The sequence below is a fragment of the Waltera acetigignens genome, from assembly GCF_025567015.1.
GTDB classification, from domain to species: Bacteria; Bacillota; Clostridia; order Lachnospirales; family Lachnospiraceae; genus Acetatifactor; species Acetatifactor acetigignens.
Genome location: NZ_JAOQJO010000018.1, coordinates 69,465 through 92,792, shown reverse-complemented (window position 1 = coordinate 92,792; position 23,328 = coordinate 69,465). Strand labels below are relative to the sequence as shown.

General features: G+C 47.4%; 22 protein-coding genes. 21 read left to right on the top strand and 1 reads right to left on the bottom strand.

The genetic code is table 11. The features are described from left to right. The first annotated feature begins 745 nt into the window (after positions 1-745). From OCV96_RS15790 to OCV96_RS15760, 7 genes are all read left to right on the top strand, one after another. The gene (locus OCV96_RS15790; RefSeq protein WP_262594905.1) at positions 746-1,507 is read left to right on the top strand and encodes a hypothetical protein; all 762 of its coding nucleotides are present in this window, start codon (positions 746-748) and stop codon (positions 1,505-1,507) included. 280 nt (positions 1,508-1,787) lie between these two features. Further along, positions 1,788-3,077: a CapA family protein gene (locus tag OCV96_RS15785; RefSeq protein ID WP_262594904.1), complete on the top strand. Its 1,290-nt coding sequence runs from the start codon at positions 1,788-1,790 to the stop codon at positions 3,075-3,077. A gap of 285 nt (positions 3,078-3,362) precedes the next feature. After that, complete coding sequence (locus OCV96_RS15780; RefSeq protein ID WP_262594903.1) at positions 3,363-5,417, top strand: oxidoreductase; 2,055 nt, start codon at positions 3,363-3,365, stop codon at positions 5,415-5,417. A 14-nt stretch (positions 5,418-5,431) separates the two neighbouring features. Beyond that, the gene (locus OCV96_RS15775) at positions 5,432-6,712 is read left to right on the top strand and encodes an aconitase X (RefSeq protein WP_176862334.1); all 1,281 of its coding nucleotides are present in this window, start codon (positions 5,432-5,434) and stop codon (positions 6,710-6,712) included. Beyond that, positions 6,709-7,152: an aconitase X swivel domain-containing protein gene (locus tag OCV96_RS15770; RefSeq protein ID WP_262594900.1), complete on the top strand. Its 444-nt coding sequence runs from the start codon at positions 6,709-6,711 to the stop codon at positions 7,150-7,152. The genes OCV96_RS15775 and OCV96_RS15770 overlap by 4 nt, the downstream gene beginning before the upstream one ends. A gap of 190 nt (positions 7,153-7,342) precedes the next feature. After that, positions 7,343-7,873 carry an RNA polymerase sigma factor gene (locus OCV96_RS15765; RefSeq protein WP_118549976.1) on the top strand — a complete coding sequence of 177 codons (531 nt, stop codon included), beginning with the start codon at positions 7,343-7,345 and terminating at the stop codon, positions 7,871-7,873. Continuing rightward, entirely contained in the window at positions 7,851-9,014 is a 1,164-nt protein-coding gene (locus tag OCV96_RS15760) for a DUF4179 domain-containing protein (RefSeq protein ID WP_262594899.1), read from the top strand. The genes OCV96_RS15765 and OCV96_RS15760 overlap by 23 nt, the downstream gene beginning before the upstream one ends. 176 nt (positions 9,015-9,190) lie before the next feature. Here OCV96_RS15760 and OCV96_RS15755 read toward each other — a convergent pair whose 3' ends face one another. Beyond that, a complete protein-coding gene (locus OCV96_RS15755; protein WP_262594898.1) occupies positions 9,191-9,628 on the bottom strand; it encodes a GatB/YqeY domain-containing protein in 438 nt (145 codons plus the stop codon). Between the two features lie 328 nt (positions 9,629-9,956). On the opposite strand from OCV96_RS15755, the gene OCV96_RS15750 reads away from it, so the two are divergent. The 14 genes from OCV96_RS15750 (at position 9,957) to OCV96_RS15685 (ending at position 23,074) form a co-directional block, all read left to right on the top strand. Further along, positions 9,957-10,613, top strand: a complete 657-nt coding sequence (locus OCV96_RS15750) for an HD domain-containing protein (protein WP_262594897.1) — start codon at positions 9,957-9,959, stop codon at positions 10,611-10,613. 1,085 nt (positions 10,614-11,698) lie between these two features. Continuing rightward, positions 11,699-12,373, top strand: a complete 675-nt coding sequence (locus OCV96_RS15745; RefSeq protein ID WP_227061430.1) for a DNA alkylation repair protein — start codon at positions 11,699-11,701, stop codon at positions 12,371-12,373. Between the two features lie 17 nt (positions 12,374-12,390). Continuing rightward, positions 12,391-12,963: a GNAT family N-acetyltransferase gene (locus OCV96_RS15740; RefSeq protein ID WP_262594896.1), complete on the top strand. Its 573-nt coding sequence runs from the start codon at positions 12,391-12,393 to the stop codon at positions 12,961-12,963. Between the two features lie 46 nt (positions 12,964-13,009). Continuing rightward, positions 13,010-13,969: a GTP-binding protein gene (locus OCV96_RS15735; RefSeq protein WP_227061428.1), complete on the top strand. Its 960-nt coding sequence runs from the start codon at positions 13,010-13,012 to the stop codon at positions 13,967-13,969. Beyond that, a complete protein-coding gene (locus OCV96_RS15730) occupies positions 13,957-14,703 on the top strand; it encodes a DUF5058 family protein (RefSeq protein ID WP_227061427.1) in 747 nt (248 codons plus the stop codon). Before OCV96_RS15735 ends, OCV96_RS15730 begins: the two co-directional genes overlap by 13 nt. 189 nt (positions 14,704-14,892) lie before the next feature. After that, positions 14,893-15,714, top strand: a complete 822-nt coding sequence (locus OCV96_RS15725) for a hypothetical protein (RefSeq protein WP_262594894.1) — start codon at positions 14,893-14,895, stop codon at positions 15,712-15,714. A 98-nt stretch (positions 15,715-15,812) separates the two neighbouring features. Continuing rightward, complete coding sequence (locus tag OCV96_RS15720) at positions 15,813-17,252, top strand: M20/M25/M40 family metallo-hydrolase (RefSeq protein ID WP_262594893.1); 1,440 nt, start codon at positions 15,813-15,815, stop codon at positions 17,250-17,252. A 12-nt stretch (positions 17,253-17,264) separates the two neighbouring features. Then, positions 17,265-17,813 carry a phosphohydrolase gene (locus OCV96_RS15715; protein WP_262594892.1) on the top strand — a complete coding sequence of 183 codons (549 nt, stop codon included), beginning with the start codon at positions 17,265-17,267 and terminating at the stop codon, positions 17,811-17,813. Beyond that, positions 17,803-18,171, top strand: coding sequence for a hypothetical protein (locus OCV96_RS15710; protein WP_262594890.1), 369 nt, complete (start codon positions 17,803-17,805; stop codon positions 18,169-18,171). Before OCV96_RS15715 ends, OCV96_RS15710 begins: the two co-directional genes overlap by 11 nt. A gap of 175 nt (positions 18,172-18,346) precedes the next feature. Beyond that, entirely contained in the window at positions 18,347-19,147 is an 801-nt protein-coding gene (locus OCV96_RS15705) for an SDR family NAD(P)-dependent oxidoreductase (RefSeq protein ID WP_262594889.1), read from the top strand. A gap of 150 nt (positions 19,148-19,297) precedes the next feature. Beyond that, positions 19,298-19,831 (top strand): RNA polymerase sigma factor, encoded by a 534-nt coding sequence (locus OCV96_RS15700; RefSeq protein ID WP_118537807.1) that lies wholly within the window; start codon positions 19,298-19,300, stop codon positions 19,829-19,831. Beyond that, on the top strand, positions 19,828-20,700 hold the full coding sequence (locus tag OCV96_RS15695) for a ferritin family protein (protein ID WP_262594888.1): 873 nt from the start codon (positions 19,828-19,830) through the stop codon (positions 20,698-20,700). The genes OCV96_RS15700 and OCV96_RS15695 overlap by 4 nt, the downstream gene beginning before the upstream one ends. A 266-nt stretch (positions 20,701-20,966) precedes the next feature. Continuing rightward, a complete protein-coding gene (locus OCV96_RS15690; RefSeq protein WP_118537805.1) occupies positions 20,967-21,335 on the top strand; it encodes a BlaI/MecI/CopY family transcriptional regulator in 369 nt (122 codons plus the stop codon). Next, positions 21,332-23,074, top strand: a complete 1,743-nt coding sequence (locus OCV96_RS15685) for a M56 family metallopeptidase (protein WP_262594886.1) — start codon at positions 21,332-21,334, stop codon at positions 23,072-23,074. The genes OCV96_RS15690 and OCV96_RS15685 overlap by 4 nt, the downstream gene beginning before the upstream one ends. Positions 23,075-23,328 lie beyond the last annotated feature (254 nt).

Sequence of the window (23,328 nt, the reverse complement as noted above, 5' to 3'; positions counted from 1 at the left end):
ATTTTCACTACTTCTTATATGCTTGTAAGTACATAATTTTTGCAGTCATGACACAAGAAAAGCTCCCTCACAGGAAGGAGCTTTGTCTACAGTCTGTGGGGAAGTACTTGTACTTCCCCATTTTTTTACACAATAACGCAGAATAGTAACGCAGAATAATAATTCAAAAAATTAATTCAAAGATCAGTTTTTCTTTTAACCATTTAATGACACAGCTCTGTGTCGGATATTTCAAGATATTTATTTCAATTATTACTTTAATAACATTATTTTTTTAGAGGTTAGTTTGTGAAAATTATACATGTATAGGAAATATATGAGGAGCAACGTGTAAAATACATGCGAGGGAGGGGAGAATTATGGATTAGGTATGTGCCAGAAGCAAAGGAATACATGCGAAATAAGAAAAAAGATGAAATAGGTATGTGCCAGAAGCAAAGAAATACATGCGGAAACAGAAAAAAGATGAAATAGGTATGTGCCAGAAGCAAAGGAATACATGCGAAATAAGGAAAAAGATGAAATAGGTATGTGCCAGAGGCAAAGGAATACATGCGGAAACAGAAAAAAGATGAAATAGGTATGTGCCAGAGGCAAGAGAATACATGCGAGAAAGAGAAAAATACAGATTAAATGAAAAGCAATAAATGAAAAAAATGTACAACGGGAGGAAAAGGCTATAAAGGACTTTCTATATGAACAATTGCTAAAAAGAGAACGTTGGCTAAGGGATTTGAAACAAAATTTGGAAACGAGTATACATAATGCACCTTTAGGCAATCTGAAAGTAATTAACTGCAGAGGAGTTGAGCAATATTATTTGGACTCTGCTGAAACTAGAACATCCTATCCAAATGGAAAATATCTGCGAAAATCTGATTTTGAATTGGCAGGTAAGCTTGCACAACGAAATTATGATGAAAAATTGCTGTCAGAGGTAGAAAAGCAATTAAAGAATATACAAAATATTATTATAAAATATGAAAAACAAGAAATAGTACAGGTAGAAGAACTATATAGTGTCTATGACAGAATGAGTCCATCCAGGAAAAAAATGGTGGATGCGAGGATAATATCGGATAAGGAATATGTGAATCAGTGGTCAGCAAAAATATATTCAGGTAAAGATTTTGCAGAAGGACAGGCGGAAATCTACACAGAAAAGAAAGAAAGAGTCAGATCAAAGTCAGAAAAGATCATTGCAGATATGTTGTACCATAAAAATATCCCATACAAGTATGAATGTCCTATAAACCTAAAGGGTTTGGGAATGATATATCCGGATTTTACATGCCTGCGGTTAGCAGATCGTAAAACGATTTTATGGGAGCATTTGGGAATGATGACAGATCCGATTTACTGTCAGAAAGCTATGAAAAAAATAGACATTTACGCCAAGAATGGGTTTATACAAGGTAGAGACATTATATATACATTTGAATCAGAAAAATACAGTCTAAACACAATGAGTGTGGAAAATCTCATCAATCAAATATTTAGTACATAAAAGATGTCTGAAAAAGGAAGCAAATCAATCCCATATAATCAAACAGTTTCTGATCATATATGCTGATAATCCCACGATATGCGAATAGAGGGTAGGGTGCTATGTGCCAGTGGCACATGTTTAGCACGGACCGAAGCGGAGCGGAGACGTGGGAGTGCATAGCACGGAGCAATCCGTAGGCATCAAAGTCGGGGGCTTTTGACCCCGAAATCATAGGTATGTTATAATGGGACATAGTAAGAAGAAAAAAATACAGAAAAATCAGTGAAAAGGTAGAAAAATGTCAGATAGAAGATTTTTGACTTTAAGAAAAGCAATAATGTTTTATATTTGTATAGGGAACATTTTTTTATTATTCGGCTGTGCGAAGACTGAGGTGGTGTCTGAGGACAATACAGTAACAAATGAAAATATTGCCAGTACCACAGGAACTATTGCAATAGAAACAGAAGCAATAGAAACAGAAACGCAGGATGCAATCCAGCCATCTTCCGACCAACCACCGGAAGCCACCCCAGAGTACAAGATCATCATGGTAGGGGATGTACTGCTTCACACTCCAGTGGAGGAAAGCTGTCTGCAGCCGGATGGAAGTTACGACTATGATTCGCTGTTTTCCAACACAAAAGAGGAGATCGCGGCGGCAGATCTTGCCCTGGTGAACCAGGAGGTGATCATAGGCGGTGCGGATCTTGGAATCTCCGGGTATCCCTGCTTCAATGCGGATTACAGTCTCTGCGATTCACTGGTGGGAGCAGGATTCGATGTCATCTGTCATGCCACGAACCATGCTATGGACAAGGGACGTGCGGGCTTGGTAAACTGTGCGGAGTACTGGAGGGACGAATACCCGCAGATCACTGTCCTGGGTATACATGATACTGCGGATACCTCCACTTCCTGTGGCGCAGACCCATCGATCATTGAGCTGGGAGACATGCGGATTGCAGTCCTGAACTACACTTACGGAACCAACGGAATTTCTCTGCCGGCGGATATGCCCTATGCGGTGGATCTTTTGAATGAGGAACAGGTGGCGGCAGATATTCAGAGGGCAGAGGAACTGGCGGATTTCACCATCGTATGTCCGCACTGGGGAACGGAGTACAGGCTGACATCAGATGCTTCGCAGGAGAAATGGACCAAGATATTCGCGGAAAACGGTGCGGATCTGATCCTGGGTACCCACCCGCATGTCATTGAACCCATAGAATGGGTGACAGATGAAGCGAGCGAGCATGAAATGCTTGTGTATTATTCGCTGGGAAATTTCGTGAACTGGACCTCCGGCACCGGAGAGGGAGTCGCTAACCGCATGGTGGGCGGCATGGCAGAGGTAACGATTACGAAAAATGATCATGGAGAGGTGGAGATCGCAGACTATGGGGTGAAACCGATGATCAGTCATGTGGCTTCCGGTCCCGAAGGTGTGACAACATATTTTCTGGAGGATTATCCGGAAGAACTGGCAGAGGAAAATGAGATCGTTTCGCAGGATCCGGAGTTTTCCAGAGAATACTGTGTCAATTTGTGTGATTCCATATGGGGAGATCTCTGGAAGGCAGAGTAGACAAACTGTAACATGTTTGTTACAATAAAGAAGTTGTTGACAACGCAACAAAACATGAGGGAAGTTTACAGGAGAAGAACGAAATGATGTTCTGAAATTTTGAAGCGTATGCAGAACGGTCGTTAAATGGATAGCAGTACATTCTGGTTCATGCAGGGCATTTGTCTGGAAACCGGTGAAGAATTTTATTCCAGGGAATGAGTTATCAGGGGAATACTATTAAAATGTGTTATTATAAGATTGTGTAATGGGGTAAGCAAGAGAGAAGGCAAAGGAGGAGTTACGATGAAACAACAGTTGGAACCGTTGTTTACGCCGTGGAAGATCGGAAACTGCGAGATTAAGAACCGCATTGTTCTGACATCCATGGGTGGCACAAACCTGTTGGGATGGATGGAAGTGAACCATTTTGACAAGGATGGTGCGAAATTTATTCTGGAGGTAGCGAAAAATAATTGCGGTCTGGTGCTTCCGGGATGTCAGCCGGTATACAATCCCATGTACGGACAGTGGCTATATAAGAAGAAAAAAATGTATGAGGATCTGGCAAAGTGGATGCCGGAGTTCCACAAGACAGGAGCAAAGCTGTTCGTCCAGCTGACGGCAGGTTTCGGCAGATCATTTACCATCAGTGAAATGATGGAGACCCTGTACACCAATAAGGCATTGCGGGTACTGGCGAAACCTTTTATGGATCTCGACAAGATCACAGCCGCACCCAGCCCGTCTCCGAACCGCTGGTCAGATAAAGTGCCTTCCCGGGAGATGACCGTGGAGGAGATTCAGGAGTTCATCACTGCATTCGGCAAGACAGCAAAATTATTAAAGGATGCCGGTGTGGACGGTGTGGAGATCCATGCGGTACATGAAGGCTATCTGCTGGACCAGTTTACTTTAAAATATGTGAATCAGCGTACCGATGAATACGGCGGTTCTTTTGAAAACAGATATCGTTTTGCTGTAGAGATCGTAAAAGAGATCAAGAAAGTCTGCGGGCAGGATTTCCCTGTGTCTCTTAGGTACAGTGTGGAATCCAAGACCAAGGGCTTCCGTGAGGGAGCACTTCCCGGAGAAAGCTTCACAGAAGCAGGCCGTGATATGGCAGAATCCGAAAAAGCAGCGAAGTATCTGCAGGATGCCGGTTATGATATGTTAAACTGCGATAACGGTACTTACGATGCCTGGTACTGGGCACATCCCCCTATCTATATGCCGGAGAACTGCAATCTGGAGGATGTGGCGCATATCCGTAAATTCGTGGATATCCCTGTGGTATGCGCCGGACGTATGGATCCGGAGACGGCTGCGGCTGCTATTGCAGACGGAAGAATCGATGGTGCCGGATTCGCCAGACAGTTCCTGGCAGACCAGGAATGGGTGACCAAGCTGATGAATGATAAGGAGGACGACATCCGTCCCTGTATTCTGTGCCACAACGGTTGCTTCAACATGTGTCACTATAAGGGAGTTCCCAATGATCAGGCATTATCTGATTCTCTGCATCTGGCACGCTGTGCGGTAAATGCCGAGACCATGCAGTGGGAGAAGCACAAGATCGTCCCGACCACCAGCCCGAAGAAGGTACATATTATCGGTGGAGGTATCGGCGGCATGGAGGCTGCCAGAGTACTGAAGCTGCGGGGACATGAGCCGGTGATTCACGAGCAGACAGACCATCTGGGCGGAACCTTTATTGCCGCCAGCGCGGAAAGCTACAAGGGAAAACTGCGGGATCTGCTGACCTGGTATCGGAAGCAGATGGCAGATTTGGGAATCGAGATTCATTACAATGAAAAAGTGGAGAGCATCGCTCCGTTTGCCGGTGCTCCTATAATCATCGCTACCGGTGCAGTGCCCAGAGTACTGAGAAAAGTGCCCGGTTATGAGAAGATGGTTGAGGCATGCGAATACCTTACCGGTACTCTCGTAGGAGAAAAGGTTGCCGTCATCGGCGGCGGACTCACCGGCTGTGAGATTGCTTATGAACTGGCTCTGCAGGGCAAACAGCCTGTAATCGTAGAGATGAAAAACGATCTCATCGCCCAGACCGGAGTATGCCTGGCCAACAGCTCCTATCTGAGAGAGTGGTTCGCCTGGAAAAAAGTGCCCGTATATCTGGAAACTACGCTGCAGGAAGTAAAGGATGACAGCATCGTATGCAAGGATGCTTCCGGAAAAGAGATCACAATTCCCTGTGACAGTGTGATCAGCTCCGCAGGATACATTCCCAATCCACTGGCACCGAAGGGCAGCAATGTCAGCCTGGTAGGTGACTGTGACGGTGTAGGCAATCTGCGAAGTGTCGTATGGCGCGCTTATGAAGTTGCCATGAAGATTTAAAGGGAGGGAAATCAATGAACTTAACAAAAGAACAACAGGAAATATATGATGGAAAACAGGGAGCGACCCTGGCGAAGGTCATGCAGACGCTGGTGCGCTACGGCGAGCTGTTCGGTGCGGACGGTATGGTGCCTGTGACCAGTAAATACAACCATCTGGTAACCTCTTTCGGATTGAAAGCACTGGCGCCGGTGTATGAACTGATGAATCAGCTGATCGAATCCGGCAATGTATCCAAACAGAAATTTTCCGCCGATCCGAGACCACTGGATCCCAATGTGCCCAGTTCTTTTTTACAGGATTTTGTGTTCAAGAATTTCATGTACTCCAAGCAGGATGACTACGAGAAACAGCTGACACAGCTGGGTATCATGGAAAAGGATGCTTACACCTGCACCTGTTACATGGATGAAGTGGGAAATACCCCGGCCATGGGAGAGGTGCTGTCCTGGTCGGAATCTTCCGCAGTGGTTTATGCCAACTCCGTATTGGGGGCAAGATGCAATCGTAACTCTGGTATCATTGACCTCATGGGCTCGGTAGTAGGCTATGTGCCCCGTTTTGGTCTGTTAACGGATGAAGGCAGAAAAGCCACCTGGATCGTGAAGATCGAGACCACGAAAAAGCCGGAAGCACAGCTGCTTGGATCTGCCATCGGTATGAAAGTGATGGCGGATGTTCCCTATATCGTAGGACTGGACAAGTGGCTGGGCGGTGAACTGGATGATGCAGCAAAGACCTATCTGAAAGACTTCGGCGCAGCGACTGCTTCCAACGGTGCGGTAGGTCTGTACCATGTGGAAAATATCACTCCGGAGGCTGTAAAATACGGAAAAGATCTGATTGCGGAGGATGCAAAAGTCTACGTGGTAGATGATGCGGAACTTCAGAGGGTCTATGAGAGCTATCCGGTGATCTGGAAAAAGAAGGATGCAAAGCCGAAGCTGTGTTTCATGGGATGCCCCCATATGAGCTTACAGCAGCTCATCGACTGGACGGAAAAAGTCTCTCAGAGCCTGAAAGAAGCCGGTAGAGCCAGAGTGTGTATTCCTACCGTATTCACAGCGGCACCTGCGGTACTGAAAAAGTTTCAGGAGACCCCTTATGCGGAGACATTAAAAGCAACGGGAGTCATTACTTCCTATATCTGCCCGTTAATGTATATGAATAATCCTCTCAGCGAGAAGATGCCGGTCATTACTTCCAGCAACAAGCTGCGTACCTATACCAGCGCAAGATATTATACCGATGCTGAGATCTTAGAGCAGATTACGAAGGGAGGAGCGGACAGATGAAAGAATTTAAAGGAAGAATCGTAGCCTCCGGAACTGTAACAGCCAAGGTACTGGTATCTCACGGGGGTCTGAACACACTGGCATCTTTCCAGAAGGCATTGCAGTTCGGCGATAAAAAAGCAACCTGCGGAGATCAGAATAACCCCGATCTCTACGGCAAACAGATGGCGGGCAAGGCCTTGTGCCTGCCGACGACCATAGGATCTACCACCGGCGGACTGGTACTTTACTGTGCCTGCTCCATGAACAGGCAGCCGGCATGTATGCTGTTTTCCGAACCCATTGATTCCCTGGCAGCAGCCGGAGCTATTCTGGCAGATGTGTGGCTTGACAATGTGCGGATGCCTGTCATTGACAGTCTGGGGGAAGAGTTCCTGGAATATGTGAAGGATGATATGGATATTACCGTAAAAGAAGACGGTACGGTAGTAGTGGAATAGTTTAAATAGCTTTAATAGTTTTAAGAACAGCTTTCGGAGGAAACTTCGGAAGCTGTTTACTATTTTATGGAAAAAACTTTTATGAAAAAAATTTATTTTTCTGCAACCGAAAATACGATATGCTTATCTAATGTATGTGAACACAAAATACCTTGCAAGGCATCCGGCCGGATGAAGAACGGGAGGAACCATGGAGAAACTGGTGAAAAAAGCGAAAAAAGGAGACGCGGAAGCTTTCATCGCTCTGATGGAACAGAACAGGCAGAGCATGATACGGATCGCGTTCGCTTATCTGGGGAACGAAGAGGATGTTGCCGATGCCATGCAGGAGAGCATACTTTCAGCTTTTGAAAAGCTGGATACCTTACGAAGAGCTGAATATTTCAGAACCTGGCTGATTCGTATTCTGATCAACCAATGTATTGCAATGAGACGGCACAGGAGTCGGACGGTTCCCATGAACGAGGCGGAGGAAGCTTCACAGTTCTATGATTTCAGTACGGATCTGGAATTCAATGATCTGTTGAAAACTCTGCCGGAGGACAGCCGGCTGATCTTCCAGATGTATTATGGGGAACAGTTTTCCATAGGAGAGATCGCACAGCTGCTCCATATGAAAGAAAATACGGTGAAGAGTAAAATTCACCGGGGCAGAGAACATCTGAGATCGCAGATGGGTGTAGGAAAGGAGAATAGCCATGACAAACAGTCCGTTGATTGACAGAAAAATAGAGGAAGCATACGGAATTATCAGAGAAAGATCGGAAAAGAAAAAAAGACAGAGTCGAAAAAGAAAGTTTGTGCAGACGGGGGCTGCAGCTGCAGCGATTGTTGTAGCTATTGGATTCTGTGCGGCAAATCCGGTCTTGGCAAAAGAACTGCCTCTGATCGGCAGCGTGATAGAACGAGTACAGGAGCTGCTGGGGTTCCAGGAGATTCCGACAGAAGAAATTGTAACGCTGGTACCAACAGGGCAAGGAAAATACAATGCCGGGGAGAGAGAAGAGGCTGGGGACAACAATACCGGAGCCACTGGGATCCAGAGTACGGAAACCAGTGTGGAAGCTACAGAACCGGCGCAGTATCAGGTATCGGATCAGGGCTACACCATTACCTTGACGGATTATTATGCCACAAACCAGGCAATTTTCCTGGGGGTAAAAATGGAGAGCGAAGAGGGATTCCCGGAGATGTCAGCGGACAGCGACGGAAAAAGTCAGATCATGATCGCAACGCTGGAGGAGTATTCCTTCCGAAGCGGCGATCCGGTACACGGGGGCAGGGCGCTTGTGGGGCAACTTGTGGATAAACATACTTTTCTGGGACTGATCCGTATCGATTACAAATCGATCCAGACAGGGAATCAGGGATACTATGAACAGATTCCGGAAGACATGACACTGCAACTGGAAATCCCGTATTTTTTCCTATATCCGAAGGGGGCTTCTAAGGAGACAGTACGCGGAAGTTGGAAATTCCCGGAGTTTTCCATTGCGCAGAGCGATAAGGAAATGCAGGTCATAGAGATAGGCGAAACGAATGCAGCGGGCTTCGGGCTGGACAGAATCGAAGTCTCTCCGGTGGAGCTTACGGTATATGACATTTTCCCGGAAGATCATCTTGTTATGACCGTGGTGTTGGATAAAGATGGAAGAAAACTGACATACGCAGGAAACAATACCAACGAGCTGGCGGTCAGCGGATACGATATATCCGAGATCACAGTGTACCTCTATGATTATGACGAATACATGGAGATCAAGGGGCTGGCACTGGGAGAAAATTCGACAGCATTCCGGGAAATACTTGAGAAAAATGCTCTTTATGAAAAAAAGATTTCGATAGAAACAGACAAGTCGTAGTATATCTGCTGTGCCAGCCGCAATGACAGCTGAAGGCGTAGTTAGCATAGCTGCGGTTCATGGAAAGCAGAAAATAGTGAAGCTACAGGCGAAGTGGAAACAAAAACGGCTTTCGGAGATCTCCCGGAAGCCGTTTGATGATGGAATTCAAAATCGCTGATAATGCAGCGCGCATATTATTTGGTCAGTTCAGCAACGACCTGATTGATGACCTTGCCGTCAGCCTTGCCCTTCAGCTCTCCCATAACAGCCTTCATGATCTGACCCTTATTTTTCGTAGCCAGAACATCTGCGAATTTCTCTTCCAGAATAGCTTTCACTTCTTCGGCGGAAAGCATCTTGGGAGCAAACTCGCTCATGATCTCGTAGCGCTTTTTGTATTCTTCCAGCAGCTCGGTACGCTCTGCGGGGCAGGTGTCGATCTGTTCTTTTACGGACTTGATCTCTTTTAAGATAGCTTCATTGGCCATCTCATCGGGGATATTGTCGCGGCAGCCGTTGTCGATTCCCTTTTTCTTTACAGCAGATACCAATGCGGAGATGGCATCCTTTCTGAATTTATCTTTTGCCTTCATGGCAGCGATCATTGCGTCCTGTAATTCTTTTAATTTCATTGTGGTCTCCTCTCTGGAACAAAATCTCCAAATATTTTCTGTGTTTTATTATACTCTCACAGATGAAAACTGAAAAGAAGAAAATGTGAATATCTGTCAGCTTATATCCGGCTTGTTTACACAGATATTACATGTTGTTTACCCGCCCGGGATAGTGTTGCTGAAACGGTTTTGGTAATATAGAATGCGCCTTGGAGAAAAAGCAACTGCGAAACAGGATGTAGAGTATCATAGCACGAATTCGTGAGCGTATGGTACAATGAACACGAAATAAGATGTATATAAAGACACGGGAATTAACACAGGATGGAAGGAAAGAAGTAGAAGAATGACATATAGTGAAATCAGAAAAAATGAAGAAGTACTGACATTTATTAAAAAAGGAAATGCGGATCTGGGTGCCATGGGATTCACCGATCATTCGGAGGCACATTCGGGACTTGTGGCAGAGCGGGCAGCAGAGATTCTGAAAAAAATCGGCTATCCGGAAAAAGATATTGAACTTGTGAAGATCGCCGGATTCATGCACGATATCGGAAATGCGGTGAACCGTAGCCATCATGCAGAGTACGGGGCGCTGCTTGCAAATGATATTCTGAAGAAGACAGATCTGCCCCTGGAGGACCGGGTGCAGATCGTGTCTGCTATCGGATTGCATGACGAATCTACCGGCGGTGCTACCGATCCCATCTCAGCGGCGCTGATCATTGCAGATAAGACCGATGTCCGCAGGAGCAGAGTCCGGGAGAAGAATAAGGCGACCTTCGATAAACACGACCGCGTCAATTATGCGGTTACCGATACAAAGCTTAAGATCAATGTGGAGAAGAGAGTGATTTCACTGAATCTGCAGATTGATCCGAAGATCTGCAGTATGTATGAGTATTTTGAGATTTTCCTCGGACGCATGATGATGTGTAAGCGCGCAGCGGAAGTGCTGGAGGCGTCTTTCAAGCTGACCGTGAATGGGGCAAAGGTATTGTAAATAGAAAGTTACGCGAGCAATGAGCCGCGCATAGGCATAGTGAAGACAGCGATGGGCGCTTGCGCACAATTCGCTGTCTTTACTTATGCCGAGATGCGGCGAACGCCGCGATATGAAATAAGATTGGCAGCGTTCTTTGCTGACAATCTTATGAATAGCGTGGCTCATTGCGGATGGTAGTTTCAAATCCACGAACGTCCACAGCAAACGGAACATCCTTCCGCGGTGGGCATCGCAGCATTTATTATAGCCTACGTTACGAAATGCCTTGTAATCTACATTTTTTCTCTGCTGAGCCCCGGAAGATTCCGACAAGCGGGGCGTAATTCGTGTTTTTTCTCTGCTGAGCCCCGGAAGATTCCGACAAGCGGGGCGTAATTCGTGTTTTTTCTCTGCTGAGCCCCGGAAGATTCCGACAAGCGGGGCGTAATCTACATTTTTTCTCTGTTGAGCCCCGGAAGATTCCGACAAGCGGGGCGAAATCCGTGTTTTTTCTCTGTTGAGCCCCGGAAGATTCCGACAAGCGGGGCGTAATCTACATTTTTTCTCTGTTGAGCCCCGGAAGATTCTGACAAGCGGGCGTAATCTACATTTTTTCTCTGTTGAGCCCCGGAAGATTCCGACAAGCGGGGCGTAATCTACATTTTTTCTCTGCTGAGCCCCGGAAGTTCCTGACAAGTGGGGCGTAATCCATTTTTTTTCTCTGCTGAGCCCCGGAAGTTTCCGACAAGCGGGGCGTAATCCATGTTTTTTCTCTGCTAAGCCCCGGAAGTTTCCGACAAGCGGGGCGTAATCTACATTTTTCTTCTACTATGTCCCGAAGATAAAACCCTCCGCAATGAGCCACGCTATTCATAAGATTGTCAGCATAAAACGCTGCCAATCTTATTTCATATCGCGGCGTTCGCCGCATCTCGGCATAAGTAAAGACAGCGAATCATGCGCGAGCGCCCATCGCTGTCTTCACTATGCCTATGCGCGGCTCATTGCTCGCGTAACTTTCCAGTTACATGCATGACTGTTTTGCATATACATATAGCTTGTGTTACAATAAACAGAAAAGCAGGAATTGGGGAGAGAATTGTATGAAAGCACAGGGATTATTGTTTCAAGTGCAAGATAAAGGTTACCGTGATTTTCAGAGCAAGCTGATCCCGACGATCCCGGCGGAGACGATTATTGGCGTCCGCACGCCGGCTATACGGAAGCTAGCAAAAGAATATGCCAAGGATCCGGAGAGTGCAGCGTTTTTGATGCAACTGCCGCATACTTATTACGATGAGAATATTCTGCATGCCTTGCTGGTGGCGGAGATAAAAGATTACGACACCTGTGTAAAAGAGGTGGAACGTTTCCTGCCCCATGTGGATAACTGGGCAGTGTGTGATATTTTTTCTCCGAAGGTGTTTAAGAAAAACAGAGACAGATTAATCAAAAAAATAAAAGAATGGACAGCTTCGGACCACCCCTACACCTGCCGCTTCGGAATGGAAATGCTGATGATGCATTTTCTGGATGAGAATTTTCGACCGGAATATCTGGAGATCCCGGCAGCGGTGCATTCCGAAGAATATTATGTGAACATGATGATTGCCTGGTTCTATGCCACGGCACTGGCAAAACAGTGGGATGCTGCCGTCAGCTATATCGAAGAGAAGCGCCTGAATCCATGGACACATAATAAGACCATACAAAAAGCACGGGAAAGCTACCGGATCACACCGGAGCAGAAGGAATATTTGAAGACACTGAAGGTGTAAACGGAGGATAGGACAGCATGAAGGATTGTTATATGGAATTTCGCAGGGCACGCAGAGAAGAAGCAGAAGAGATCCTGCAATTATACCAGTCACTGATTGGAACCGAATATTGTGTCTGGACAGAAAATTATCCCACAGAGCGGGAAGTGGAATTTGACCTGTCGAGAAATGCATTGTTTTGTCTGTATGAGAGAATGCCGGAACCTGACGAGAGAGAACAGGGGGCGAGGCTGTCGGAAGAGCAGACAGCGGGACATCTGCCGGTTACGCGAGGACGATTAATGGGTGTGATCTCTATGGATGATGACCCAGAAGTGGAGGCACTGTCCTGTTGGTCAGAGGACCTTACCCCGGTGGCAGAACTGTCCAGACTGGGAGTGGCAGCAGAATATCAGAATCGCGGTATTGCCAGGATCCTGTTGCAGGAAGCTATGGCGGAATTGAAATCACAGGGTTATAAGGCGGCACACATATTAGTGGCAAAGGACAACGTGAAAGCCCTGCGTTCTTATGAAAAATTGCATTTTACCACGGCAGGGGAATGTGAACTTTTCGGGCATTCCTACTGGTGTTATGAGAAAGAATTATAGAAGTGATCACTATGCAAATCAATGAAACAGAGAGGAAAGACGATATATGGTAACGATCGATCTAATCACAGGCTTCCTGGGATCCGGAAAGACTACTTTTCTGAAAAAATATGCAGAGTACCTGATGGATCAGGGACTGCATATCGGTATTCTGGAAAATGATTTCGGTGCCATCAACGTGGATATGCTGATGCTCCACGAACTCAGGGGAGATCAGTGCGAACTGGAGATGATCGCCGGAGGATGCGATGCGGAGAGCCACAGGAGGCGTTTCCGTACGAAGCTGATCTCCATGCGAATGTGTGGTTATGACAGGGTGCTGGTGGAACCGTCGGGAATCTATGATGTAGATGAGTTTTTTGATGTACTTCGGGAGGAGCCGCTGGACCAATGGTACGAGATCGGCAATGTCATCGCCATACTGGATGCGAGACTGGAGAAAAATCTTTCACAGCAGGCAGACTATCTGCTGGCATCGGAGGCTGCCAATGCCGGAAAAGTGATCCTGAGCCATGCGGATGCAGCCACCAGGGAACAGTGTGAGGACACGGTGGCACATCTCAACCGGGCACTGGAACAGATCCGCTGCGACCGGAGAATCGACCCTGAAAAAGATATCTTACAGAAAAATCTCACGGATCTGACAAAAGAAGATTTAGAGGAAGTATCAAAATGCGGTTATCGTCTGGAAAGTTACCGTAAGATGGATTTAGAGAATGAGCAGAGCTTCGACTCTTTATTTTTCATGGAAGAGAAGATTACCTCGGAAGCTTTGGAGCGGGCGGTCCCCAGGCTGTTTGCCGACAAGTCCTGTGGGGAAGTATTCCGTATTAAGGGTTTTGTGAAAAATAAGGACGGACAATGGATGGAATTAAATGCAACCCATGACAGCAGAACATTAGACCCCATCGCAGTGGGGCAGGAGGTGCTGATCGTCATCGGAGAGCATTTACAAGAAGATAAAATCAGAGAGATTCTGAAGGAGGAAGAGACATGTCAATCTTAAGCCAGTTAAACAGTGTACCGATGTACCTGATCTGTGGAGGTATCATTGCTTTTGTGGCGGTGGTCTGTGTGATTTTTCTGGTGAGGGCTTACTGCGCCGGGCAGGCACTTGGTATGGATACCACGAAAATGAAGCGTACGATTATCTCCAGTGCGACCTTTTCCCTGTTGCCCAGTGTGGGGATTCTGTTAGGTGTCATCGCCCTGTCGGGAAGTCTGGGAACGCCCTGGCCGTGGCTTCGATTATCCGTGATCGGTGCCCTGCATTATGAGACCCAGGTGGCACAGGCAGCAGCGGAGCAGGTGGGAATGGATACATTGTCTGCTGCGGAAATGACACCACAGGCATTTTCCACGATTGCACTGCTCATGAGTATCTGCATTATCTGGGGAATGACATTGTCCATTTTCCTGAATAAAAAATATACACAGAAGTTGACCTCGAATAAAAAATCCGGCAAGCCGGGCTTCGGAGATATGGCAATGACTGCCATGTTCATCGGACTGGTCAGCACCTACATCGGAAGATATTTCGGTGGTTTTGTATCGGAGAACGGATTGTTTACGTTTCACGGAGATTACATTCCGTTAGTGGTAATGGCGGTATCGGCACTGGTGATGGCAGGTTTTGTATACCTCATTGAGAAAAAAGGAAAAGCCTGGGTGGACAGCTTTTCCATTGCCGGAAGCATGATCATCGGCATGACGGCAGCCGTACTGGTGGGGTTGCTGTAAAGTGCTCTTCTGAAAAAGTTTTAAGTATCTATGAAATGTCGGAAAGCAAATGAAATAGTTGAAATAAAGATATTGTGTGGAAAACAGAAAAGCTGAAATCTGAAACAGATATTCAGGATTGAGCGTCCGAAGCTGAAAGCTGAATCATTAGGAAGAGCAATATATTCCAAGATGAAAGGAATAAAAATTATGGAAAATAATTTAGAATTAAATAATATCGAACTAGATAATACAGGTGTAAATACCCCCGACACAGTCGGTGTCGATGCAAATACACAGCAAACACAGGGTGACAAGTCTGCCTGGGATATTTATACAAAGAAAACACATGTCATCGGGCGGACTGTGAGCATCATTACGCTGGTGATGCTAGTGGGAGCACCGTTTCTCATCGGTAAGCTTTTAGGTGCGTATCCGGATCTGGGGGCTGTCGGAAAGGGGTTTCTCTCTGTGGGAATCGTATGGCTGGTCAGCAGCATCGCGGAGTTTTTGATCTACACACCGATGCTGGGAGCCGGCGGCGGATACCTGGCATTTATCACCGGTAATCTGATCAATATGAAGATTCCCTGTGCCGTCAATGCCAGAGATATGGTGGGAGCCAAGACAGGAACCCCGGAGAATGAGATCATTTCCACAATCTCTATTGCTACCTCTTCTCTGGTGACGATCCTGGTACTGGCACTGGGAGTATTGCTGATGGTGCCCCTGCAGCCCGTTTTGCAGAGTGAGGTGTTGCAGCCAGCCTTTGAAAATGTGGTTCCGGCGTTGTTCGGTGCCATGGCGTACAAATATTACCGGAAAAATATGAAGATCGCTGCATTGCCGCTGATCCTCATGAGCCTGTTGTTCATCCTGGTGCCGTCACTGATCGGCTCCACCAGCTTTATGATCGTTCCGTCCGGTGCCATTGCCATCGGTGTGGCATATCTGATGTTCCGGAAAAAGAATATGCAGAGCCCGGAACAGACAAAAGCTGATCCCGACAGGGCAAATACCGGGGATGAATAGTCAGAAGGCTATACGAACAGAAAACAGATGAATGGAAAAAGGGCCAAACCTGTCAGGTTATGTGAGTAATAGAAGGAAGCGCCCGGAAAAGAGGAAATATGAAATATATAGGTTTCATTTTACTGGCAGTGATCATCGCAATTATATTGTTGTTACTGATCGCGGTGATCCGTACCTTACTGATGCCTGGGAAGACTTCTTCCTACGTAGCAGAGGAACCGGAGGAGGAATCCCTGGCACTGGCACAGAAACTGTCGAAAATGATCCAATATGACACCACCTCCTATACCAACGTGGCAGAGGTGGAGAAATTCTTAGGCTTCCATAAGGTGCTGGAGGAACTGTTCCCTCTGGTACATGAGAAGCTGGAGAAGACAGAAATCGATGGGAATCTGTTATTTTACTGGAAGGGAAAAAGCTCTGAGAAGCCGATCCTGCTCATGAGCCATCAGGACGTAGTGCCGGCGGAGGGTGAGTGGATCCATGCACCTTTTTCCGGAGATATTGCGGAAGGAAAGGTATGGGGGCGAGGTGCGTCCGATACCAAATGCTCTGTGATGGCATTTTTCCAGGCAGTGGAAGAATTGTTGGCAGAGGGCTTCATACCACCCACTGATGTCTATCTGGCAAGTTCCTGTACGGAAGAGTGGGGTGGGGACGGTGCACCGAAGATCGTAGCGGAGCTGCAGCGCAGGGGGATTGAACTGTTCCTGGTATGTGATGAGGGCGGTGGTATCATCACGGAGCCCATCGGTGGAATCCACGGTAATTTTGCCATGGTGGGAGTATTTGAAAAAGGCAAGGCGGATGTGAAATTTACCGCGAGGAGCAACGGCGGCCATGCCAGCACACCGGTAAAGGGAACCCCTATCGCCAGATTGTCGGCATTCGTCAATGAAGTGGAGACGCATTCACCGTTCCGGAAAAAGATGCTGCCGGAGGTATCCGCCATGTTCACAGCACTGGCGCCTTATGCCGGGTTTGGAATGAAACTGGTATTTGGAAATCTGTGGCTGTTTGGCCCCTTATTAAAAGCGGTGATGCCATCGCTCAGTGCACAGGCAGGAGCGATGTTAAAGACCACGATAGCGTTTACGGTACAGAAGGGATCCGATGCCTATAATGTGCTGCCCCAGGAGGCTTATGTGGGTGCCAACATGCGTTTTATTCCCCATCAGGGAGAGAAAGAGAGCCTGGAGATCATCAAAAAAGTGGCAGACAAATACGGTCTGGAGACCGAAGTGCTGCATGCCAATGATTATACGCCCCCTGTGGATATTCATGGAGAAGCATTCCATCTGGTGGAGCAGACCATCGCAGATACTTTCCCGGGACTGCCTTCCAGCCCTTATGTTATGACAGGCGCGACAGATGCACAGTTCTATCAGCCTATCTGTAAGAGCTGTATCCGTTTTGCACCGGTGATCTATGGACCGGAGCAGATGAAGGGAATGCATGGATTGAACGAAAATATTGAGTATAACTGTCTGCCCGGAGCAGTCCGTTTTTACAAGAATCTGATCCGTGCGGAGAAATAAGGAGCAAAAGCTATGAACACCATGACGACCTATTCCGGCAGAAAATTCGATCCCATGCAGATGACACCGGGAGATGTCTATATCGAAGATATCGCCCATGCGCTGAGCTTACTGTGCCGGGGCGGTGGACAGCTGACCTATTTTTATTCGGTGGGACAGCATTCGCTCAACTGTGCTACGGAAGCGAAAGCCAGAGGGTGGTCGGAGAGGCAGCAGCTCGCCTGTCTGCTTCATGATGCCAGTGAGGGATATATTTCTGATATTATTCGCCCGGTGAAGATATACCTGTCCAATTATCTGGAAATTGAAAGTAAGATTATGGGAACGATCCTCACGCATTTCGGACTGGATGACCTGACGGAAGAAGAGAGCTGTCGTTGGAAGCAGATTGATGATGAGATCCTGGAACTGGAACTGAAGACATTGCTTCATGGCGAAGAGAACAGAGCAGTGCCGCCGCTTTTTTCCGTGCCGGATCTGGCGGAGCATACGCCCGGAGAGATTGAAGTCAGATTCTTACAAGAGGCAGAGCGGCTGGGGGTGTACGGAAGTGATCGTTGAGAAAAAGCCGGAGCGCAGTTATTCTACGACAGTAATGTACCTTCTGGCATATTTGGATCGTTATGGCTATCCGGTATTGATTCTGATAGCCGGAGCGCTGGCAGATTTCTACCGGGGGAGAATTACAATGTTGTTTGTACTGGCAGTGGGAATATTATTGGATGGCATCTATAATCTGGTGGGGTATCTGTGTCGTTGGAGACATATTTATCTCTGCTATCAGAGCATGTGCCATACGAAGATGACACCTTCGCGGATTGAGTGGGATCGGCTGGCAAAAAAAGATGCTTACGGTGTGCCGGCTGCGCTGATTATTGGCGGAATCGTGGGGATATTGGTGAGTATTTTTCTCAAGTAGTGGGAATAAATACTGAATATGTGAAAAAAGTTGTGGAAAAGTCTGACAAGTGTGCTATAATAAATGTAAGTGCTTACATGGACTTGTATCATAAATAGAAATCAATGACATATGTTCCGGAAGGCATGGTATATTTTAGAATAGCAGATCGTCAGATTGGAAAGGGAGGTTATTTATGGGATTTTTAACAGGAAAGACAGCAATCATCACAGGCGGAGGAAGAGCGGTATTGAGTAACGGAGAGTGCGGATCCATCGGTTATGGAATCGCCACCGCTTATGCAAAAGAGGGTGCCAATCTGGTGCTGACCGGACGTAATGTACAGAAGCTGACGGATGCGAAGGAAGAGCTTGAGAAAAAGTACGGTATCAAGGTACTTCCCGTACAGGCAGATGTCAGTGCCGGCTCAGACAATGAAGCGATCGTACAGAATGTGGTGAAGCAGGCAATTGATACTTTCGGAAGGATCGATGTACTGATCAACAATGCGCAGGCTTCCGCTTCCGGTGTAACCATCGCAGATCATACCACCGAGCAGTTTGACCTGTCGGTATATTCCGGTCTGTATGCAGCATTCTACTATATGAAGGCCTGCTATCCTTATCTGAAGGAGACCAAGGGGTCCGTTATTAACTTCGCCTCCGGTGCAGGTCTCTTCGGTAATTTCGGACAGTGCGCTTATGCGGCAGCCAAGGAAGGTATCCGCGGACTGACCAGAGTCGCAGCTACCGAGTGGGGTCCCGATGGCATCAATGTCAATGTGGTATGTCCTCTGGCATGGACCGCGCAGCTGGAGAAATTCGAGCAGGCATATCCCGATGCTTTCAAGGCAAATGTCAAGATGCCTCCCATGGGACATTACGGTGATGTGGAAAAGGAGATCGGCCGCGTCTGCGTACAGCTGGCTTCTCCTGACTTCAAGTATATGAGCGGTGAGACCCTGACACTGGAAGGTGCTATGGGACAGAGACCGTAAGTGGTTGGAAAATTTTATATAATAAACCTACCTGTACTGGTCAAGTGACAAGGTAGGTTTATTTTTTCGCAAAAAATCGGGACATTTCCATGTGCTCTTCCGTCTAATAGTCATAAGACGTATACTTATGAGGAAGAAAGGACGAGGCATATGGGAGAGGTAGAACAACTGGTGCGCAGGTCGAAGAAGCGGAATCCGGATGCTTTCACGGAGCTGATGCAGCTTCATGAACGGGATATGTACCGTACGGCCAGTGCAATCCTGTCGCAGGATGCGGATATTGCGGACGCCATGCAGGAGACGATTCTCACCTGTTGGGAGAAAATAGACACGTTGCAGAAAAATCGGTATTTCAAGACCTGGATGATCCGTATTCTGATCAATAAATGCAAGGATATCCTGCGCCTGGGGAGGCGGATGGTCTGCGTGGAGGAATTGCCGGAGCAGGAAACGGGGAGTACAGTAGAGGCGGAGGCCAATCTGGAATGGAAGGAAGCCCTGCGGGGACTGGATGAAAAATATCGTCTGATCGTGGTGCTGTTCTATGCGGACGGACTGCGGACAGCAGAGATTGGAAAGCTGTTGCAGCTGCCGGACAGTACGGTACGCACAAGGCTTGCCAGAGGACGGGAGCAGTTGGCAAAGTATTATGCGGAGACAGAGGAAGGAGGCGGAAGAAAATGAGACGAATACAGGAAATAGAAATAGAACTTCCACAGATCGTGTTGGAGCGGGCAGATGCAGCCTATGCACAGATCAGACAACATGCAGCGCAGGAGAGTCCTGCGGGCAGGAGAGTCAGAAGCTTTCCCCGGGCAGCAGGCATCCTGTTGGCGGTAGTAATACTTTCCGCCACAGCTGTCTCGGCCGCTGCCGTCGGAATCGTTGGTTACCGTAGGTACATGGCGGAACGCATGACAGACATTGGTACCGAGGAGTTGGGGCATTTGGAGATGGTAGCGGAGCAGGGCAATGTCACAGCAGAATTCAGTAGAGAGTTGACAGCGAGAGAACGGACCATTTATGAGCAGCTGACAAGAGAATACGAAGCGGACGGCAAATATCCGGCGGGACAGATCCGGGAACTAGCCGAAGACGAGAACTATTCCGGCACTGGTGTGGCAGTCCGAAGTACTCCCGGAGAAGAATACGGTTGTCTGATCTATCTGCCGGATACTGTGCTCACAGAGGAAGAGTGGCTGGAGATTATAGAGTATCTGCATAAACTGGACTACAGCCTTCGGGAAAAACTATGGCAGCAGAAGTATTCCGAGGTTTCCTATTTTGACAGATATGAACAGATGACGGATGCGGAGATTGATGAATTATATGCCTTACTGGCTTCTGCACCAGTAGATGTATGGGGAACAGACAGTCGTAACCTGACAGCAGAGGAACAGAGCCGCTATGAGCAATGGACGGAAAAGTATGAAGTGGAAAATGCCTATACAGAGTCAACAATTAAGGTCATAACTGATCCGGAAGATATGATGGACAGGAGCTTGCCTATTGCATCAGTGATGCGAGGTTCTATGAGCCGGAGCGTGAGCTGACGGATGAGGAAATGCTGCAGATGATCGATCTGGAGCACAAAAACCAATATATCTTTGAAAGGATCGGCCGGGAGATCGAGTGCGGAAAACGGGCAGGATGGCCACAGACATATCATTTGCAATAGAAAAGATACTTGACAATAGAGACCACATGTTGTAGTCTGTAGTTAGACCACAACATGTGGTCTCTCTACTTTTGCAAAAGTAAAATAAGAAGATCAAAAGAAATCTATGTAATCAGGAAAACAGTAATAGGAGGAAACAACATGGCAGAGATTCAGTTAGGTGTGGTCGAGGCGCGGTATGCGGATATAATCTGGGAGCATGAACCGGTGTCTTCTTCGGAGCTGGTGAAGCTGACGGAGGAAGCATTTCACTGGAAGCGCACCACGGCGCATAATGTGCTGCGCAGACTGTGCGATAAGGGGCTGTTTCGCAATGACAACGGAACGGTGACTTCCCTGATCTCCAGGGATGAGTTCTATGCGATGCAGAGCAGACAGTTTGTGGAAGACACCTTTGAGGGGTCATTGCCTGCGTTCCTTGCCGCATTTACGAAAGATCGTGCGCTGACCGCAGAAGAAGCTGCGAAGATCCGTAAGATGATCGATGAGGCAGAAGGGGGAAAAGGATGAGCCGCATATTTTCAGGTGTATTACAGATGAGTATTGCAGCGGCATGGATGATCTTAGTCGTAATGGTGCTCAGACTTTTGCTGAAACGGGCGCCGAAATGGGTAAATCTTGTGCTGTGGGGACTTGTGGGACTGCGGCTGGTGTGCCCTTTTGTGCCGGAGAGCCGGTTCAGTCTGATGCCGAAGCTGCCGATATTGTCGGGCTATTTGTACGGAAATATGATAGGCAATCCGGCAGGAAATGCGTTCCGGGCTGATACGCTGCAAACCGGAACTAATTTTTCCAACAATATTTCCCAGGTAGCTTTAGACGGTAGCATGGGCGCAGCCAGATCCGGCATGGGCGGAGTGTTCGGAATTACCGGAAGCGGCATCAGAGCATTTGGGACAGGAGTGTGGAGGATACCGGAACGGCTATTATCTACATTTTCGATTCTCTGGCTGACAGGTGTGATCCTTTTTACAGGTTATGCGGTATACAGTTACGTCAGGGTGCGGAGGCAGATAGCGGAAGCTATGTGGCTGAGGGAGAACCTGTGGATCTGTGATGAGGTAAAATCCCCCTTTATCCTGGGATTGCATAAGCCGAAGATCTATCTGTCCTCGAGTATGGACGAAGCGCAGTACCCTTACGTCATCGCTCATGAGCAGGCGCATCTGAAACGGGGCGACCAGTGGTGGAAGCCGCTTGGATTTCTGATCTTAGCGATTCATTGGTTCAATCCTTTTGTCTGGGCAGCGTATATCCTGTTCTGCAACGATCTGGAACTGGCATGCGATGAGAGTGCGGTGAAGAAGCTGAATGCTCAGGAGCGAAAAGACTATTCCTATGCACTGCTTTCCTGCAGTATGCAAAGGCGGCTGGTGACGGTATGCCCGTTGGCCTTTGGGGAAGTAGGGGTGAAAAAGAGAGTGAAAGAGATATTGAATTATAAGAAGCCGACCTTTTGGGTGGTGCTTGCCGCTGTGGCGGTCTGTGTGATCGTAGCGGTATGTTTTCTGACGAATCCAAAGCAGGGGACGACAACCACAATCCTGCTGACGAATGAGGCCGGAAAGAGCGAAAACGGTGTGGATGCCGGGAATGTCGCAAGCGCAGACGAAGTCAATGCGCAACAGGAGACGGACGCCGCATTGCAGGAGGCGCTGGATAAACAGAGAGAACAGGCAGAGGCGGTGAAGGAAGCAAGCGCTGCAGAGCAGGAGAAACAGGCATCGGAGAATCCTGCCGGCTGGATCCCAATGCAGAATGGTAATACTACTACATGGATGAATATGCAGGACGGTGCAACCGCCGGTTTTGTAACAGGAAAGGAAGATGCAGCGTATGCGCAGGTAAAAGTCGGTGATACGACTCTGTTGTTATTATCGGACGGAATTTATCAGGACGGAGAGCATACCTATGCCATGTACTGTGATGTCTACGGTATCGGAGAGGATGCAGCACCGGTGCAGATCGGCAAGCTCCTAAGTGAGGGAACCGCATATCCGATCTGCGTCGGAATGTCTGGGTTCTACGTGACCTCCGGGCACAGCATCGAAGTGTACAATCTTGATACTGCGACCGGACAGCTGGTACTGACTACTTCCAATACAGAAAGCTTTGACGAGAACGGCAATGCAACCTATTATCGTCTGGACAGCCGGGGACAGCGTGTGGAGAGTACCGAGGAGGAGTATCTGCAGGCATGGGAGGAATACAGAAAAGATGCGCAGCCGGTAGAATTCACGACACCATAACAAAAAACTTATACACTTCTGAAAAACAAAATAAAATCATATACACTAAAAAGAATCCGAATGATCCTTCATCCGGATTCTTTTTATGGTTCTGTAAAAAAGTACCCAAAAATCATAATAAAAATCATCAAAATCAATGAATAAATATATTTTTTATGACAAAAACAGATACACAACTTCTTTTGACGAAATATTCGGAAAATGATAGATTGCATATTGTATAGAGTGTATAATTTTCTTTGGATATACACATA